The 18,852-nt window shown below is 37.5% G+C and carries 11 protein-coding genes; 7 read left to right on the forward strand and 4 right to left on the reverse strand.

Going from position 1 to position 18,852, the window contains the following annotated elements:
• The first annotated feature begins 339 nt into the window (after positions 1-339).
• Positions 340-6,705: a LamG-like jellyroll fold domain-containing protein gene (locus BM084_RS07435; RefSeq protein ID WP_093304029.1), complete on the forward strand. Its 6,366-nt coding sequence runs from the start codon at positions 340-342 to the stop codon at positions 6,703-6,705.
• Here BM084_RS07435 and rsmG read toward each other — a convergent pair.
• The gene (gene rsmG / locus BM084_RS07440; RefSeq protein ID WP_075327829.1) at positions 6,702-7,331 is read right to left on the reverse strand and encodes a 16S rRNA (guanine(527)-N(7))-methyltransferase RsmG; all 630 of its coding nucleotides are present in this window, start codon (positions 7,329-7,331) and stop codon (positions 6,702-6,704) included. The genes BM084_RS07435 and rsmG overlap by 4 nt on opposite strands.
• Positions 7,332-7,451: 120 nt before the next feature.
• Between rsmG and BM084_RS07445 the strand changes: the two genes are divergently transcribed.
• Together BM084_RS07445 and BM084_RS07450 are read left to right on the forward strand one after the other, a co-directional pair.
• Positions 7,452-8,555, forward strand: coding sequence for a fatty acid desaturase family protein (locus BM084_RS07445; RefSeq protein WP_093304033.1), 1,104 nt, complete (start codon positions 7,452-7,454; stop codon positions 8,553-8,555).
• A 113-nt stretch (positions 8,556-8,668) separates the two neighbouring features.
• On the forward strand, positions 8,669-9,862 hold the full coding sequence (locus BM084_RS07450; protein ID WP_075324670.1) for a pyridoxal phosphate-dependent aminotransferase: 1,194 nt from the start codon (positions 8,669-8,671) through the stop codon (positions 9,860-9,862).
• A gap of 82 nt (positions 9,863-9,944) precedes the next feature.
• On the opposite strand, the gene BM084_RS07455 is transcribed toward BM084_RS07450, so the two are convergent.
• Together BM084_RS07455 and trkA are read right to left on the reverse strand one after the other, a co-directional pair.
• Positions 9,945-11,441, reverse strand: a complete 1,497-nt coding sequence (locus BM084_RS07455; RefSeq protein ID WP_093304036.1) for a TrkH family potassium uptake protein — start codon at positions 11,439-11,441, stop codon at positions 9,945-9,947.
• On the reverse strand, positions 11,441-12,790 hold the full coding sequence (gene trkA / locus BM084_RS07460; RefSeq protein WP_075324672.1) for a Trk system potassium transporter TrkA: 1,350 nt from the start codon (positions 12,788-12,790) through the stop codon (positions 11,441-11,443). The genes BM084_RS07455 and trkA overlap by 1 nt, the downstream gene beginning before the upstream one ends.
• A gap of 138 nt (positions 12,791-12,928) precedes the next feature.
• Here trkA and ubiE point away from each other — a divergent pair, with 138 nt between their 5' ends.
• Entirely contained in the window at positions 12,929-13,657 is a 729-nt protein-coding gene (gene ubiE / locus BM084_RS07465) for a bifunctional demethylmenaquinone methyltransferase/2-methoxy-6-polyprenyl-1,4-benzoquinol methylase UbiE (RefSeq protein ID WP_075324673.1), read from the forward strand.
• A gap of 4 nt (positions 13,658-13,661) precedes the next feature.
• Positions 13,662-14,324, forward strand: coding sequence for a type IX secretion/gliding motility protein PorT/SprT (porT, locus tag BM084_RS07470; protein WP_075324674.1), 663 nt, complete (start codon positions 13,662-13,664; stop codon positions 14,322-14,324).
• 10 nt (positions 14,325-14,334) lie between these two features.
• On the opposite strand, the gene BM084_RS07475 is transcribed toward porT, so the two are convergent.
• Positions 14,335-15,069, reverse strand: coding sequence for a TrmH family RNA methyltransferase (locus BM084_RS07475; RefSeq protein ID WP_093304038.1), 735 nt, complete (start codon positions 15,067-15,069; stop codon positions 14,335-14,337).
• A gap of 31 nt (positions 15,070-15,100) precedes the next feature.
• Between BM084_RS07475 and tamL the strand changes: the two genes are divergently transcribed.
• Together tamL and fbaA are read left to right on the forward strand one after the other, a co-directional pair.
• Positions 15,101-17,680 (forward strand): translocation and assembly module lipoprotein TamL, encoded by a 2,580-nt coding sequence (gene tamL / locus BM084_RS07480; RefSeq protein WP_449415954.1) that lies wholly within the window; start codon positions 15,101-15,103, stop codon positions 17,678-17,680.
• 45 nt (positions 17,681-17,725) lie between these two features.
• Positions 17,726-18,793 carry a class II fructose-bisphosphate aldolase gene (gene fbaA / locus BM084_RS07485; RefSeq protein ID WP_093304045.1) on the forward strand — a complete coding sequence of 356 codons (1,068 nt, stop codon included), beginning with the start codon at positions 17,726-17,728 and terminating at the stop codon, positions 18,791-18,793.
• The last annotated feature ends 59 nt before the right edge of the window (positions 18,794-18,852 follow it).

The following is an 18,852-nucleotide window of genomic DNA, read 5'->3' on the forward strand; positions in this document are numbered from 1 at the left end:
TTAGACGCTATTTTTTATCCTAAATCTGATTTAATTAAACATTTCCCACTTAAAAGAACAAAAATTGAGCTCTAAAGACGTTACTCTCTGAGAGCTTTTTTTATTGAAGGTAGTAGCCTATCTACTTACTACTAAAATCAAATTTCAGAAATTAATTAATAGCTATAGATTGAAAATTATTTAAAAGAGAAAGATTTTTCCTACATTTAGATATTATTTATTCTTCCAAATGGTCTTTTGTCTGATATTAAAGGTTTTATATCTGTAATTTTGGCTTAAAATCCTGTTAAAATAGATTTATTATATGTAATTTTATCCTCTGTAATAATACAGTCGCCTATGGGTAAAATTACTCCCCGGTTTTTTTTTATAGTACTAATTTCTGGTTGGTTCCTACTCTCCGGAAATACGCTATTGGCTAATATTACATATGGGCCCGAGAAGCCTGTTTTAAAAGAAAAACAACAAAAGAATTTATTTTTCGTTGGCTTTTTATTAGAGCTTGCTCCCTCTATTACTTTAAGCGAAAATACTCCCGCAAATTGTAGCGATGCCCAGGACGGCGCATTAAATATTGATGTTTCCGGCGGAGTTTCTCCCTATTCGTATTCCTGGAGTGGACCGAATAATTTTTCGAGTACTAACCAGAGAATCTCCGGTCTTGCTCCCGGAAATTACACTGTAACGGTAACCGATAGTAATGAAGATACAGCTAATGCCAGTTTTACCGTCGAATTTGAAGACCTGGAAGCTCCTACCGTTAATTTGAGAAATATTGAAGTTGAATTAGATTCGAACGGTTCTGTTTCAATTCAGGCGAGTGATATTGATAATGGTTCTTCAGATAACTGCGGAATTGATCAAATCGCCATAAGTAAAACAAATTTTAACTGTACTGATGTTGGAGATAATACGGTAAGCCTAAGCGTAACTGATATAAACGGAAATACCGCTACAAAAGATGCTATCGTTACAGTAAAGGACAATATTGCTCCGAATGTTATCACGCAGAATATCACCGTTCAATTGGATGAAAACGGTACTGCGATTATAACCGCAGATCAAATAGACAATGGCTCTACTGATGCCTGCGGAATTCAATCAACTTCACTGGATATTTCCACATTTGATTGTACTGATATTGGTGCGAATACCGTTACTCTTTCGGTGACCGATAACAATAATAATACGGCAACAAAAAATGCCACCGTTACCGTTGAAGATAAAATTACTCCTCAGGTAATCACACAAAATATCACCGTTCAACTTGATGAAAACGGCGCTGCCAGTATAACCGCAGATCAAATTGACAATGGTTCTACTGATGCCTGCGGAATAGAATCAACTTCACTGGATATTTCCACATTTGATTGTACTGATATCGGCGCGAATCTTGTCACTCTTTCGGTAACCGACAACAATAATAATACGGCAACAAAAAATGCCACCATCACCATTGCAGATAATATTACGCCTCAGGTAATCACACAAAATATCACCGTTCAACTTGATGAAAACGGTACTGCAAGTATCACTGCAGATCAAATAGACAATGGTTCTACTGATGCCTGCGGAATAGAATCATCTGTCGTGGATATTTCCACATTTGATTGTACTGATATTGGTGAGAATACTGTCACTCTTTCGGTGACCGATATTCATAATAATACGGCTTCAAATACAGCTATAGTAACTGTAGAAGATAAGATAAAACCAGTTTTACCCACCTTGTATGACATTACCTGGGGTTGTGAATATACTGTGGAAACTCCTGTTGCAATTGATAATTGTGGAGGTGATATTACCGCTGAAGCTAACAGATCTACCACTTTTACTGAAACCGGTTCAATTATATGGACTTTTACTGATGCTTCAGGAAATTCAGCGAGTATAGAACAAAATATTACTATCAACCAAATAGAAGTAAATGTTCAGGTTGATGATATTTTATGTAATGGGTTTGCATCGGGCGAAGCACAGGCCATTGTTACCGGTGGAGTTGGAGAAATTACTTATGATTGGGGAGAATTAGGAAATGGGGCAGTAAAAGATGGATTAAGCCCGGGTACCTATTCGGTTACAGCTACAGATGTAAATGGATGTTCTGCAACCAAAGACTTTACCATTACTGAGCCAGATAGTTTTATTGAAATAACCAGTATCAGTATCAACAAAGGATGTTTTGAAGAAAATAACGCTTCAATTACTGTTGAAGCTCAGGGAGGAACGGGGCAATTAACTTACAACTGGAGTAATGGACAGACTGGGGCTACGATTAGTAATGTAAACAATACAGCTTCTTCCAATAATCTTTCATTAACAATTACCGATGAAAATGGATGTTCTATTGAAGAAACTATTACAGTCTACCCGCCAGAAGAATTAGTAATTACAAATATTGTTGATACTGAAACTAATACTTTTGGTTCTGCTACCGGAACTGCTACTGCAATTATTGAAGGCGGAACAGCTAATTTCGAATTTCTATGGTCTGATGGGCAAACAGGGCAAACGGCAAGTAACCTGGCTGCCGGAACGTATAGCGTGATAGTAACTGATGCCAATGGATGTACCGATGAAGAAACGATTACCATAATAGACCCACTGGAAGCTAGTATGATTCCAACTTCCAAATGTTTAAGTGATGAAGGCGGATTAAGAACTTCAACTTTTCAACTCGATTCTGTTCAGGGAGGAATTGCACCTTATACCTATAAATGGGATTTTGGAGGTGAAACTGCAGAATTTAGTGATACCAACAATCAAACTGAAGGTCCCGGAGTACACGTAGTTAATTATTTAGAAAGTGCAGTCTATCCTGTTTCTCTTACAGTTACAGATTCAGTTGGGAATGAATACACTGAAGTATTTAACCATTACGTAGGTGAATGTTTTGAACCCTGTGGACAAACGGAGAATTTAGATTTCGAATTAGATACATTTTATATCGGGAAAGAGGACGGCAGCCCACTTACGGGTGCCGAATGTGCAAGTTACAGTGGAAAGCGCTATATATATCTTCGTATAGAAAAAAATGCGAATGCATATAATCCCTCAATTGAATTTATTTATTCAATATCACAGGGTGGAGAATTTATTTCTGAAGAAAGAATTACTGGTTGTATAGATATAGGGAATGATAAAATACCCTCACTTTTCAGAATTGGAGAAATAGAAAATTGGTCTTGTGGAAATGCTATTACTCTGGAAAGTTTTTATATGGATTGGACCAATAATGCTAATAAAAAATGTGGGGATGTTCGCCAAAGAATGTGCGTATCAACTAACGAAAACGATGAAATTCACTTTCCTTTATCGGCAAGAATAGAAAAAATTAAGAATTTTTGTTATGGAGATGAAAAAGGATCAATAGAAATCATACCAACCGGCGGTGTTGGCACCTACCATTACGAATTACAAAATACGCTAACCGGCGAAATTTATGGTCCTAAAGACACCCGAATTTTCCAAAATCTACCGGCCGGAACTTACAAAGCAATGGTTCATGACGATAATGAAACTTATACTGTAAATAATATTATCATTACCCAACCCGAAAATGCACTTTTACTGGAAGAAATAGACCAGACACCCTTAGTATGTTTTGGAGGAAGTAATGCTACTGCGACGGTAGAAGCTTCTGGCGGTACCGCGCCATACACTATAGTTTGGGACCATATTAGTCAAACTTCAACAGAAACTACAGGTACCGCTAATAATCTTTCTGCTGGCACTTATGCAGTAAACGTGGTTGATGCCAATGGTTGTGAATTTAGCACCGAAGTAACTATTGCCCAACCTGAGGAATTAATTGCCAATGCAGGAGAAGACAAGACTTTAGAATGTGGTGTAAATCAGGTAAAATTAGGGGCTATTTTTGAAGGCTACACTAATCCCAGAACGCAAGAGGAAGAATTTGGAACCTGGCGAATTATTAATGGCCCCACGGGAGCGGTAATATCAGATCCAAACAATCCAGAAAGTCTTTTTACCATTACAACAACTGGAACCTATACCCTGGAATGGACTATCCCCTGTGGAAGTACAGATAGAGTTAAAATAATTTTTAGTAATTGCAGCACTATAGATTTTGACGGAGTTGATGATTATATAGATTTTGGAAATAATCTTAATCTTACCTCAGGATTTACCTTAGAAGCCTGGGTAAAACAAGATCAAAACGCTACCACTTCAATAAAAACTATACTTTCTAAAAGGGATAATGCCAATCTTAGTACGGGAGGATATGATTTAATTATTGAAAATAACACCCCTAAATTTAGATGGAATAATGAAGTTATTTCATCAACTCACCAAATTGATTCAGACCGCTGGTATCACATTGCGGTAATTCAGGGTGGAAATGATGCCGGAATATATATTGATGGTATTAAAACTGGTGAAAGTGCTCCCGGCATACCCAGCAGTATTGATAATAGGTTTCTAATTGGAGCTATGAATGATAATACTTTAAAACCTCTTCCCTCTCACTTTTTCCACGGTTGGATTGAAGAAGTTAGAATTTGGAATACTTCTTTAAATCTGGAGCAGCTTAAATTCATGATGAACCAACGAATCAAGAATAATACGAATGTTAGAGGTGAAATAATACCTTTAGATGTCCCAAATAATTTAAAGTGGGAAACTCTAAAAGGATATTACAGGCTTATAACCTCTGAAGCTACCAACGGTATTACCAAAAACAAAATACCAAATGGTATTGACGGCCGATTAAAAAATATCCAAAGTACACAGCAGAATACAGCGCCCCTTCCATATATTGCTACCGGTGGTGACTGGTGGAACATTAATTCGTGGAAACAACCCCAGGTATGGGATACTCCAAACAGCACCGGTGTAAATGGGGAGCGAATTAACTGGAATATCGCCAGGTTAGACGGCAAGACCTTAACTAATGCCCCAACTACAGATAATTCAAATAGTATAACTTTATTAGGGCTTTTAGTAGATGGAGGTTCATTAATTATGAATGGCACCAACCATACTTCGGGCAACGAATTATATATTAGTCGTTACCTCGAACTAAACGGGCATATAGATCTTAATGGCGAATCACAATTAGTACAACCCGAAAACAGCCAGATTAGTGGTTCCGGAAACCTGGAGCGCGATCAACAAGGTACTGCAAGTAGTTTTAATTATAATTACTGGAGTTCCCCGGTAATTTCAGATCCTACAAATACTACTTATAAAGTAAACCAGGTTATGAAAGATGGTTCTACCCTGGGAACAAATAAATTTCAGAATATCAACTTTAAATGGCCACACACTCATGCTGATGGACCAAAAGCCAATCCTATTAAAATAAGTGATTACTGGATTAATGCTTTTAGAGCCAGGGCAGCCAATGAATATAGCCAGTGGGAACAAATTGGTAGCTACACCGCTTTAAAACCAGGCGAAGGCTACACCATGAAGGGAACCGAAAATATAGATATTGCTGAAGGAAAACTTCAAAATTATACTTTTAATGGTTTTCCAAATAATGGAATAATAGAAGTTAGCGAAATTAGATCGGGACAAAATTACCTACTGGGTAATCCTTATCCATCTGCCATAAGTGTAGAAGAATTTATCCTGGACAATATTAGGGATGGTGAAGGCCGTAACGATAAAAACCTTTTAAATGGAGCTGTCTATTTCTGGGATCATTTTGCCGGTAAAACCCATTACCTGGCACAGTATGTTGGCGGCTACGCCGTACGCAATTTAATAGATGGAGTTCCTGCCGTTTCTACCGATTCCAGGATAAATGCTTCGGGTGATGAAAGCAACAAACGTCCTGGCGCCTATATCCCTGTAGCTCAAGGATTTTTCGTAAATACTACACAAGACCCTCAAGCAGGAGGTTTTGGTAGTTTTGATACGGGAAATATCATCTTTAAAAACAGTCAACGTTATTACGAGACAGAACAGAGCCAAGAAATTTCATTTTTTCTACAAGCTCGGGACAATTCAAAATCTAAGCAGGAGACAGAAGGAAAAAGCGAGGATGGACGATATAAAATAAGGTTGTTGTTCCGTTCTCCTACCGGTTATCACCGGGAACTTCTTGTTGGCGCAGACGCCAGAACCAGTCAGGGCTTTGATCTTGGCTTTGATGCCCCATTAATAGATAGAGGCCCTGAAGATATGTATTGGGTCGTAGGGGAAGGAAAATATGTTATACAGGGTGTGCCCCACTTTAATTTAGACCAGGTGCTGCCTTTAGGCTTTAAGATTGCCGAAGAAAAAGAATTCATTATAGAAATTGGAGAGCTTGAAAACCTACCGGAAATCACCGAAATTTATTTACGGGATAATAGCGATAGCACCTATCATGATTTACGGAAAGAGGCTTATAAAGCTACTTTACCTGCAGGGGAATACCAGGATTTATATGAAATTGTATTTCAGGACATCACCTCAACCCGGGAAGATAAAGAACCCGGTGAAGGCCCTATTGACTACTTCTATTCAATGGATGAAAGAGAATTTGTGATTAGCAACCCCGAACTTCATGAAATTGAACATATCAATATATACAATATCACAGGTCAATTAGTAGATCAACACTTTGGAATACCAGATATTAAAGAGATCCATATTCCGCAGAAAAAATCTTTAAGCTCGGGAGTTTATATTGTAAAGATTTACACGAGTGCAGGCGATTACGCTAAAAAGATAATTATTAGAAAAGACTAAGGTTTATACTTTAAAGGAAGATAAACCACTTTTTTAGTGTCGTAGAATTCTTCCTCAAAATAATCACGGAGTTCATAAATTCTCGCCTTCGGATAATCGCGAAGTTCTACGGTGAGATCTCCGCCTTTAAGGTAAAGTATTCCGTTTTTGAGTTCGTGCTGACTTTTCTTCGCAATTTTTCCTTTAGTCCAATGCACAAAAGTAGGCATCGCTGCCACTGCCCTGCTTACTATAAAATCGTAGTTTCCTGAAATCTCCTCTACCCTGGCGTTAGTAGTTTTCACATTGGTAAGTTGTAAGCCTTCTACAACTTCGTTTACTACTTTCATCTTTTTTCCTATAGAATCTACTAAATGGAAATTGGTTTCCGGAAATAATATAGCCAACGGAATTCCTGGAAATCCGCCGCCTGTGCCTACATCTAAAATATTTGCTCCCGGATTAAATTGCTGAATTTTTGCAATTCCCAGAGAGTGTAAAACATGCCTGAGATAAATTTCATCTATATCCTTACGCGAGACCACGTTAATTTTAAGGTTCCAGTCTTTATAAAGCGATTCCATTTGCGCAAATTTCGCAGTTTGGTCATCGGTTAAATCGGGGAAGTATTTTTTTATTAAATCCAAAGTTTTCACAATTTCCGCAAAAATACATAATTTGGTGCTGAATTTGCAGCCTATATTAATACGGTATAGATTATAGATTAACTATTTAAATATTTTACCTTTACCGCTTACAAAAATTACATGGAAAACGTTCAAAATCATATTAAATTCTCTCGAAAGGATTCCACAAAATTCTTTAGAATCCTTAATAAAAGAGTAAACAGTTACTTTAAGGATAATAACATTAGAAAAACAGGAAACTGGAAACTGCATTTAAAGGCAGTATTTATGTTTTCTTTGTTTTTAACCCCATACTTTTTAATTCTCACCCTTGATATTTCACAGTGGTGGATGCTGCTCCTTACCGTAGTAATGGGCGCCGGAATGGCAGGAGTAGGAATGAATATTATGCACGATGGTAACCACGGCTCCTATTCATCAAAAAAATGGGTAAATAAATTTATGGGTGGCACAATTTACGTGCTTGCCGGCAATGTTTATAACTGGCAGGTACAACACAATGTTTTACACCATACTTACACCAATATTCACGGCCACGACGAAGATTTAGATGCCGGAAGAATTATTAGGTTTTCTGAACACGCTAAATGGTACAGTTTTCACCGTTTTCAGCATTATTATTCTGTATTTTTATATGGGCTTTTAACTTTCAACTGGGCTTTAACCACAGATTTTAAACAGACTAAAAATTATCTAAAGCGAAAACTTTCTTACGGAAAAATGCCAAATCCGGTAACGCAGTGGAGCATTATCGCGATCACAAAACTTATTTATGTTTCTATTTGGATCGTAATTCCAATGCTTATTTTATCAATTGCCTGGTGGAAAATATTAATAGGCTTTTTCGTAATGCATTATACGGCAGGATTAATTCTTAGTATTGTGTTTCAATTAGCCCACGTGGTTAAAGAAACCGAAATGCCTTTACCAGACGAAACCGGCTCTATGAAAAACACCTGGGCCATTCACCAGCTGTTTACTACGGTTAATTTTTCAACTAAAAACAGAATCGTAAACTGGTTTACCGGCGGATTAAACCACCAGGTAGAACACCATATTTTTCCGAATATTAGTCATATTCATTATACTAACATCGCTAAAATAGTAAAGGAAACTGCTGCAGAATGCAATCTTCCTTACCACGAATATAAAACCACACGCGCAGCAATAATTGCCCATTTTAAACATTTAAAACAAATGGGTGCGAAACCTGCAATTTCGTAAATTTTCTTAAGGGCCTGGTTCTTAAGATTGAGATTAGAAAAGTAAATTCGTATTCCAATGTGAACCTTTTCCGGTCTCATTAAGTGAGTAATTAATTAGTAACCAATTAAAGAATGCAAGAACAATTATCCAACCGAATTAACAACTTAGCAACTTCCCAAACTTTGGCTATGGCTGCAAAAGCGCGTGAACTTAGAGCCGAAGGGAAAGACATTATTGGGTTAAGCCTGGGAGAACCAGATTTTAATACCCCAGATTTTATTAAAGAAGCCGCAATTCAGGCAATTAACGACAATTACAATTCTTATACGCCAGTAGACGGTTATGTGGAATTGAAAGATGCCATAATCAAAAAGTTTAAGCGAGACAACGATCTTACTTACGAGCGTTCTCAAATTGTAGTTTCTACAGGTGCCAAACAATCTTTGGCAAATGTAGCAATGGTTTTATTAAACCCGGGAGATGAAGTTATTTTACCCTGTCCTTACTGGGTGAGCTATGCTGAAATAGTAAAACTTGCTGAAGGTGTACCGGTAGAAGTTCCAACTTCGGTTGAAACCGATTTTAAAATGACTCCCGAGCAACTTGAAGCTGCAATTACTCCAAAAACAAAAATGATTTGGTACAGCTCTCCCTGCAATCCCAGCGGAATGGTTTACAGCAAAGAAGAACTAAGAGGTCTTGCCGATGTGCTTAAAAAATATCCCGATATTGTTATTGTAAGTGATGAAATTTACGAACATATTAATTTTGTAGGGGGGCACGCTTCTATGGCCCAGTTTGAAGATATGTACGATCGTGTAGTTACTGTAAACGGTGTTTCTAAAGCATTTGCAATGACCGGTTGGAGAATTGGTTATATAGGCGCACCGGCCTGGATTGCCCGTGCTACCAATAAAATGCAGGGCCAAATTACCAGTGGTGCTAACTGTATTGCCCAACGCGCAGTAATTACAGCTTTGGAAGCTCCCGTGAGCAAGATTAGCTATATGGTAGACACCTTTAAATCAAGGAGAAAACTTATTATAGATCTTTTAAACGGAATTGAAGGTTTTGTGACTACAGAGCCCGAAGGCGCTTTTTACGTTTTCCCAAATGTTTCTCATTTCTTCGGAAAAACAATTAAAGGTCATAAGATTGAAAATGCTACAGATTTCTCCATGTTTTTACTGGAAGAAGCCCTTGTAGCCACCGTAACCGGAGATGCTTTTGGGAATCCTGATTGTATTAGAATATCTTACGCGGCAAGTGAATCTCAAATTGAAGAAGCAATGAAACGAATTAAATCAGTACTTTCTGAAGCATAATTTCATTTGAAGAACATATTACAATCCTGATGCGGATAAAACCCATCAGGATTTTTTTATTCTGAATCTTTAGAAATTTCAGCTACCTATTTCTCCAGAAGAAAGGAGTTAACAAAATAAGGACGGTAAATAGTTCTAACCTTCCTATTAGCATTAAAAATGCGCACCACCATTTACCAATCGGCGGAAGAATATCAAAATTATTTACCGGGCCAAGTGCGCCAAAAGCAGGGCCAATATTCCCCAGGGAAGAAGCCGCGCCTCCAATAGCTGTTTCAAAATCGAGCCCTAATCCTCCTAAAACTACAGAACCGATAATAAAGGATAGCATATAAAGGATAAAGAAACCAAGTATATTAAAAGTTACTCCTTTTCCAATAGATTTTCCGTTAAATCGCACCGGAAGAATTGCGTTGGGATGTAACGCACGTTTAAATTCAATCCCACCATTTCTTATCATTATTATATGCCTCATTACCTTTACTCCACCGGCGGTAGACCCTGCAGAACCTCCCAAAAAGAACATCCCAAAAAAGAGAATAGTAAGAAATGGTGTCCACATAGTATAATCGGCTGAAACAAAACCGGTGGTGGTTATAATAGCTAAAACCTGAAAAAGCGCATGTCTAAAAGCACTCTCGGCTTCTCCCCAAACCATAGGATGATCTATTTGAGACAGAGCTACATCGGCTTCAAAATAAATAAATGCCGAAGCCACTACTGTAAAAATACCTATAAAATAGAAATACCATTTAAACTCATCGTCATGCAAAACTTTTTGAACCCTGCCTTTAAAACTATAATAGCTTAAAACAAAATTGCTCCCCGCCAAAAACATAAAGAGCATGATGATGTATTGAATAATTGGCCTGTCATTCCAATAGGCCACGCTAATATTTTTGGTTGAAAAGCCCCCGGTAGAAAGTGTGCTTAAAGAATGATTTACAGCATCAAAAAAGCTCATTCCTGCTACTTTTAGCAAAATTGTTTCAGCAACCGTATAGCTCACATAGATTAACCATAGACGCTTGGCGGTATCGGTAATCCTGGGTTTTAACTTATCGGCACTTGGGCCTGGAGCTTCAGCAGCAAATAGCTGCATCCCTCCTATTCCCAGTAAAGGTAGAATTGCAATGGCTAAAACTATAATTCCCATTCCTCCAATCCAGTGGGTTAAACTTCGCCAGAAAAGAATTCCTTTGGGAATAGATTCAATATCATTTAAAACCGAAGCTCCCGTAGTGGTATAACCAGACATGGTTTCAAAAAAAGCATCGGTAAACGCAGGAATAGATTCGCTTAACACATAGGGTAGCGTTCCGCTTAGAGCCATAAAAATCCAACCAAAGGATACAATTATGTAACCTTCACGTTTTTTTACTTCTTTACGGTGGCCCCGGGTTGTAAACATTAGAAGCACCCCTAGGAAAAGGGTGATAAAAGCGGCTGCCAGAATATGTACTGTTACCCCATCTTCATAAAACCAGCTCACTAAAACTGCCAAAAGCATAAAACCGCCGTTACATAAAAGCAGCAGTCCCATAACGTGCAGGATAATCTGGTGATTAAGTCTTGGCATTAGAGAAAGAGTTTTTCAACCTTTTTAATAGATCTTGGCAAACAACACACTACAATACGGTCTCCCCGGGTAATCGTAAAATCTCCCAGCGCGATAATCCCTTCGCCATCTCTTATAATTCCTCCAATAATTGCCGACCGCGGGAAATCCAGATTCTTAATTTTCTTATTACAAACCTGCGAATTTGGTTTTACAATAAATTCAAGTAGTTCAGCATTCATGTTATTGATCTTGGTCATCGCTACCACTTCCCCTTTTCTAACATATCTAAAAATATTATTGGCGGCAAGAAGCTTTTTATTGATCAAGGTATCAATCCCAATAGAATGACTTAACTGGTAGTAATCCATATTCTCTACCAGAGAGATGGTTTTTTTCACACTCTTAGATTTCGCAACCAGGCAAGACATAATATTGGTTTCAGAATTACCGGTAACGGCGATAAATGCATCCATATCGTGTACATTTTCTTCTTCCAGTAACTCTACGTTTCTACCATCGCCATGAATAATTAGCGCATTGGGAAGTTCATCAGCAAGATCGTAAGCCTTCTCTTTATCGCTCTCTACCAGTTTAACGTGAAAGTTATTTCTGCATAAATCTTTAGCGGTTTTTTTACCAATTTTACTTCCGCCTAAAATCATTACATTTTTAATAGAATGTTTGGTTTTACCGGTAAGTTTATAAAGGTTTTCTACCCCGCGTTTTAGCGTGATAAAATTTACCTGGTCTCCTTCTTTAAATTGTGTATCTCCACGCGGAATAAGCGTATATTGAGTCCCATACCTCTGAATGGCGATAGGCACAAAATTAAGATCTGGAAAAATATTAGCGGCTTCTTTTACCGTTTTGCCTACAAATAGCGCGTTTCGGGACAGGCTAAGACCTATCATGGTTAAAGCGCCATTTTCAAACTCATAGCTATCATTAAATGCTGACTGATTCAGGAGCAAAGCAATTTCTCTTGCTGCAAGGGCTTCAGGAGAAATTAATTCATCTATCCCAAAACTGGTAAAACCAATTTCCTCTTTATTCTCAAGAAATTCGGTATTTGAAATACGGGCTATGGTTCTTTTGGCTCCCAATTGTTTAGCTAAAACACAACAGGTAATATTAGTAGCTTCGCTGGAAGTTACGCTTATAAGCATATCTACATGCTTCACCTGTGCATCTTTTAAAATTGAGATTGAAGTTGCATCACCTTTTATTGTTCTAATATCTAAATGCGTATCAGCATAAGTGAGATTATCCCGGCTGGTATCAATAAGTGTGATATCCTGGGACTCAAAAGAAAGCAATTTTGCCAAATGAAAGCCGACTTCACCTGCTCCGGCAATAATTATCTTCATATAACAGCTTGAAATTGAAAAGAAGAACAAAGGTACAGTATTTTAGACAAACCAAAAACCAAAGCATCTATCAACAAATTCTAAAAGTTTCAACCTCAATTATTTCATATCGTGTATCTTTGACCCAAAATTGTTATTATGAGTAAAAAGGTTACTCCTTATCAGGATTCCGGTCTTAATAAGAAAAAACAGGTGGAACAGATGTTTGATAAAATATCTGGTAATTACGATGGGCTAAATCGGGTAATCTCTATGGGAACCGATGTAAAATGGCGCAAAAAGGTAATTGCACTGGTTAAAGCCCAGCAACCAAAGGCTGTTTTAGATATTGCTACGGGAACTGGAGACCTTGCCATACAAATGGCAGATATTAATGCTGAAAAAATTGTTGGCCTGGATCTTTCTGAAGGAATGCTGAAAGTAGGCCGAAAGAAAATTGCAGCCAAACAGTTAACCGATAAGATTGAAATGGTACAGGGAGACTCTGAAGCCTTACCTTTTGAAGATAACTCGTTTGATGCAATTACAGTTGCTTTTGGCGTTCGTAATTTTGAAAATTTAGAAAAAGGATTATCTGAAATTCAAAGGGTTCTAAAACCCGGCGGAATTTTTGTAGTTTTGGAGACTTCTGTCCCTACCAGATTTCCGTTCAAACAAGGTTATAAATTATACTCCGGCTATATGTTGCCCCTCATTGGGCGGGTATTTTCTAAAGACCGTGAAGCTTACTCCTACTTAAGTAAAAGTGCCGCTGCATTTCCTTATGGAGAAGCGTTCAACAATATTTTAAAGAAAACGGGGTTTATAAATGTAGAAGATAAACCACAAACTTTTGGGGTTGCAACCATTTATACTGCTTCAAAATAAAACTATGAAGAAACTTTTTGTTATTGCCCTTCTTTTTTGCGTTCAGTTTGGTTACGCGCAAATTTTTGGAGGAGATAAAATTATAAACAACGAGAACTTTGATAAGCAACGTTGGTCCTGGGGCTACTACCTGGGATTTAATACCTACGATTTTAAATTTAAATATAATGATGAAATAACCTCTAATGGTAATGATCTTATTATAGAAAAAACCATGGGGTTCAATGTTGGGCTCGTTGGTAATTTAAAATTGAATAATAACCTGGATTTACGCCTGGAACCTGGCGTTACATTTAACACCCGTAACTTCAGGCCTCCATATAGCCAGGATATAGAAGAGGTTAACTCTACTTATGTCCATATCCCATTACTATTAAAGTTTTCGGCCGATAGGCATAATAACTTCAAGCCTTTTGTAGTAGGAGGTTTATCTACTTCTATAAACCTTTCCAGTAATGAGAATAATCCAGATGTGGCTACGCGATTAAAAACCAACAATTATCATTATGAAGTGGGACTGGGAATAGACCTTTATCTTTATTATTTTAAATTCTCCCCCTCAATAAGAGGAGTTTTCACAATAAATAATGAAATGGTAGAAACCCAGTATCAGGTAGTTGATGCAATGCGCTCCCAGGCTGTATTCCTCAACTTTACCTTTCAATAAAACAGCTACATTAATTTGTAAAACTTTTTCGCTTAAATTCACTTAGTAGAATTGCAGTTGCGGTCGCCACGTTTAAGCTTTCAGTAACTTTAAGCTCACCAAAACGCGGGATACTTATTTTTCTTTGAATTAATTCTTCAATTTCAGCTGAAATCCCATTGGCTTCATTTCCCATAACCAGGATTGCTTTTTCTACGGTTTCGCTTTTATAAATATTATCCCCTTCCATAAACGCCCCATAAACCGGTAGTTCAGAATTTGTAAGAAAACTTTTTAAATCGCAATAAATAATATTCACCCTCGCCAAAGATCCCATTGTAGCCTGTACCACTTTAGGATTATAACAATCTACCGAATCCTGGGAACAAACCAAATTGGTTATCCCAAACCAATCGCAAAGCCTTATGACGGTCCCTAAATTGCCGGGATCGCGAATACCATCTAAAGCAAGAGTTAGGTTTTCTTCGGGAACGATTTTTTCTTCCGGAATTTCAAACAATGCCAAAGCAGTTTGCGGAGTTTTAAGAAAACTGATTTTCTTAAGATCGCGCTCCTCAATTTTCTGAATTTCCTCAGGTTTCAGTCCAAAATCTGCATTTAAAGTAAAGAGCCGGTTCAGCCTAAAATTAGAATTTATAAGCTCACTAATTGTTTTAAAACCTTCGGCTACAAAAAGTCCGTGTTTATAACGGTATTTTTTTTGTGCAAGACTGGTTATTAACTTAATTTGGCTTTTACTAACCATACAAAAAATGTAATTTTGATCTCTTAAAAATGTGTGTTTGAATCGGCATTTCGCAAAAATATCATTATTTTTTTTAAGCCTGCTTTTTTTAATTTCCTGTAATGCCGTTAAACGCGTAGAGGGTGATGATAAATTGCTCACTGAGAATGAAATTTTCGTTAACAACGAAAAGATCAAAGAGGCACGTATTTACAATCAACTTTACCAGGAGCCTAATACCAGTTTCCTGGGAATACCGCTAAGACTACATTTTTACAATCTCGCCCGGCCAGATATTGATTCTATTTTAAGTGAAAAATACCTTCAAAATGAAAGCAAAAAAAATACGCTGGTAGATATTCTTTCCTATAAACAGTTTGAGAAATTTCTGCACTCCCGAAAATCTTTTAACGAGTGGATAAAAAGAACCGGGGAAGAACCTGTTATTGTAAGTGAAGAAGAAACCCGGAAATCGGTTAACCGGCTCGACTCCTGGTATTGGAACAATGGTTGGTTTAATGTAGAAACCGATTATGAAATAATTCCTTCGGAAAATAAAAAAAAACGCGCCCGTGTTGAATATGAAGTAACTACCGGAGAGGCCTATCACTTAGACTCCATTACCACAAATATTGCATCTAAAGTTATCGATTCTTTATACGAGCTTCATAAAAACGAATCCATAATTAAAGAAGGAACACAATATAAAACCTTAGATATAAATGAAGAACGAGACCGCTTAACTTCACTTTTTAGAAACAACGGGGTTTATAATTTTGACCAGGAATATATAAGTTTTGATGCCGATACAATTAATACCGGTGGAAAAGTTAATACTACTTTAATTATAAAAAACCGATTTGCCTCAGAGGAAGACACCACATCCCGGGTGCCTTTTAAAATTCACGAAATTAGCAAGGTTAATATTTTTACCGATTATAAATACGCCAATAGAAATCAGCCATTAACCGATAGTGTTACCACCGAGGAAGGATATACCCTTTATAGTTTTGACAAATTGCGTTATAAACCCGAAGCAATAACCGATGCTGTTTTTATTAAACCTGGAAACACCTATAGCGATATTTCCCGTTCCCGAACTTACAATCGATTAAATTCTTTGCGGGTTTTTAAATATCCCAATGTACAATTTACACCAGATCCTGCCGATTCTACCCGCACCGATTTGGTTGCCAATATTTTTCTAACTCCGCAGCCAAAATATTCCCTCGGTTTCGATTTTGATATTTCCCAAAGTAATATTCAAAAATTTGGTATTGGCGGCGGTGGCTCCCTCTTAATAAGAAATATATTTGGCGGTGCCGAGAATTTTGAAATTTCTGGACGTGGAAGTATAGGTTCGTCTACAGATGCTGCAATAAGCGGAAATGACGATCACTTTTTTGATATTTCAGAAATTGGTGCCGATCTTAAACTCACTTTTCCCAGGATTTTCCTACCAATTAATACCGAAAAATTTATTCCTAAGTATATGCAGCCCTTTACTTCACTAAGTTTAGGAGTAAGTACACAAAACAATATTGGTTTAGATAAAAGAAATCTTTCGGGAATTATGAATTACCGGTGGAACCCTTCTCACCAGCTTTCTAACCGTGTAGATCTTTTAAACATTCAATATGTAAGAAATTTGAATATTGATAATTATTTCAATGTTTACCGAAATTCATACAACGATCTTAACGAGATACTCCAGTCTGGTAGTATCGTTACAAATCCGGACTATTTAAATGAAGAAGGCTTGTTAAGCATCCCTACCGGCGCCGAGAGTTTTATTCGTGATGTTTCTAATAACACGGGAGGCACTACTGGTTTGAATGAGGATCAAGCTCAGTTAGTAAATAATATAGGTGAAAGAAAAACTCGTTTAACAGAGAACAACCTCATATTTGCGTCTAATTACACCTATTTATGGAACACAAAAAAGAATCTCTACGACCAGGAATTTACCCGCTTTAGGTTTAAAATTGAAACCGCAGGGAATGTACTTTCCGCAGTTTCTTCTTTAGCCGGTTTTGAGAAAAACGAGAATGGAAATTATGATGTATTAGGTGTAAACTTCTCTCAGTATATTAAAACCGAACTCGATTTTATAAAGCATTGGGATATGGGGCAGAGTAATATTCTGGCCTTTCGGGCTTTTGGCGGGGTGGCCATACCATATGGCAACGCCAATAGCATCCCTTTTGTAAGAAGTTTTTTTGGCGGCGGCCCCAACGATAATAGGGCGTGGCGTGCTTACGATCTTGGCCCCGGCAGTAGCGGTGGCCGTAACGAATTTAATGAAGCCAATATGAAATTGGCTTTTAATATGGAATATCGCTATAACCTTTTTGGTTCCTTAAATTCGGCTGTTTTTGTTGATGTAGGTAATATCTGGAATGTACTGGATATCGTTGAAGATGAAGATGCTACTTTTGAATCGCTTTCCGATCTTAAGAATATTGCAGTAGGCTCCGGTTTCGGACTTAGATACGATTTTAACTTTTTTGTTCTCAGGTTTGATATTGGCTTTAAAACCTACGACCCAGCCCAGCCAGACGATAAACGCTGGTTTAGAAATTACAACTTTAATAATGCTGTATACAATGTAGGGATCAATTATCCTTTCTAAGCCAACATATTTTCTTATTTTTGCTTTTCTAATTCAACTAAAATTATGAGTCACAACATTAAACCAGGCGTAGCCACAGGAAAAGAAGTACAGGAAATCTTTAATTATGCTAAGGAAAAGGGATTTGCCCTTCCGGCAGTAAACGTTATAGGTTCCAGTAGTGCAAATGCAGTAATGGAAACCGCCGCAGAACTAAATTCACCCGTAATTATTCAATTCTCTAATGGAGGTGCCCAGTTTAACGCTGGAAAAGGACTTTCTAACGATGGTGAAAAAGCCGCTGTTGCAGGGGCCGTTGCAGGTGCAAAGCATATTCACGAACTTGCTGAAGCCTACGGTGCTGTAGTAATTCTACATACAGACCATTGTGCAAAAAAATTGCTTCCCTGGATAGACGGAATGCTTGACGCCAGTGAAAAACATTTTGAGCAATTTGGGAAACCTCTTTATAGCTCGCATATGATAGATCTTTCTGAAGAATCTCTTGAAGAAAACATTGAAATCTGCAAGAAGTATCTTGAAAGAATGAGCAAAATGGGCATGACCCTTGAAATTGAACTTGGGGTTACAGGTGGTGAAGAAGATGGTGTAGATAATACCGATATTGATTCTTCTAAACTATATACCCAACCAGAAGAAGTTGCTTACGCTTACGAAGAATTAAGCAAAGTTAGTGACCAGTTCACTATCGCTGCCGCTTTTGGTAACGTACACGGAGTTTATAAGCCAGGTAACGTAAAACTTACCCCGGTAATTCTTAAAAACTCTCAGGAACACATTACTAAAAAATACGGTGTAGAAGAAAATCATATAGATTTTGTATTCCACGGAGGTAGTGGTTCTACTGTTGAAGAAATTCGCGAAGGAATTAGCTACGGAGTAATTAAGATGAATATCGACACCGATCTTCAATACGCTTACCTTGAAGGTATTCGTGATTACATGGGTGAAAAGAAAGATTACCTTGCTGCGCAAATTGGTAATCCTGAAGGAAGCGATGTACCTAACAAGAAATATTACGATCCAAGAAAATGGTTACGTGAAGGAGAAATTACTTTCAAAACCCGACTTAAAAAGGCTTTTGAAGATCTTAACAACGTAAATACTTTATAAATCTAATTTTATAACAGCTGGAATTTTTTTAGAATTCCGGCTGTTTTTATTTTAAGTAA

It is taken from the genome of Salegentibacter agarivorans (genome assembly GCF_900113135.1).
GTDB classification, from domain to species: domain Bacteria; phylum Bacteroidota; class Bacteroidia; order Flavobacteriales; family Flavobacteriaceae; genus Salegentibacter; species Salegentibacter agarivorans.

What these genes read in the sequence shown, in the direction of transcription:
- BM084_RS07445 (WP_093304033.1), top strand. Translation starts at nt 7,452, where the DNA reads ATGGAAAACGTTCAAAATCATATTAAATTCTCTCGAAAGGATTCCACA.
- porT (WP_075324674.1), top strand. Translation starts at nt 13,662, where the DNA reads ATGAAGAAACTTTTTGTTATTGCCCTTCTTTTTTGCGTTCAGTTTGGT.
- BM084_RS07450 (WP_075324670.1), top strand. Translation starts at nt 8,669, where the DNA reads ATGCAAGAACAATTATCCAACCGAATTAACAACTTAGCAACTTCCCAA.
- BM084_RS07475 (WP_093304038.1), bottom strand. Translation starts at nt 15,069, where the DNA reads ATGGTTAGTAAAAGCCAAATTAAGTTAATAACCAGTCTTGCACAAAAA.
- fbaA (WP_093304045.1), top strand. Translation starts at nt 17,726, where the DNA reads ATGAGTCACAACATTAAACCAGGCGTAGCCACAGGAAAAGAAGTACAG.
- trkA (WP_075324672.1), bottom strand. Translation starts at nt 12,790, where the DNA reads ATGAAGATAATTATTGCCGGAGCAGGTGAAGTCGGCTTTCATTTGGCA.
- BM084_RS07455 (WP_093304036.1), bottom strand. Translation starts at nt 11,441, where the DNA reads ATGCCAAGACTTAATCACCAGATTATCCTGCACGTTATGGGACTGCTG.
- ubiE (WP_075324673.1), top strand. Translation starts at nt 12,929, where the DNA reads ATGAGTAAAAAGGTTACTCCTTATCAGGATTCCGGTCTTAATAAGAAA.
- BM084_RS07435 (WP_093304029.1), top strand. Translation starts at nt 340, where the DNA reads ATGGGTAAAATTACTCCCCGGTTTTTTTTTATAGTACTAATTTCTGGT.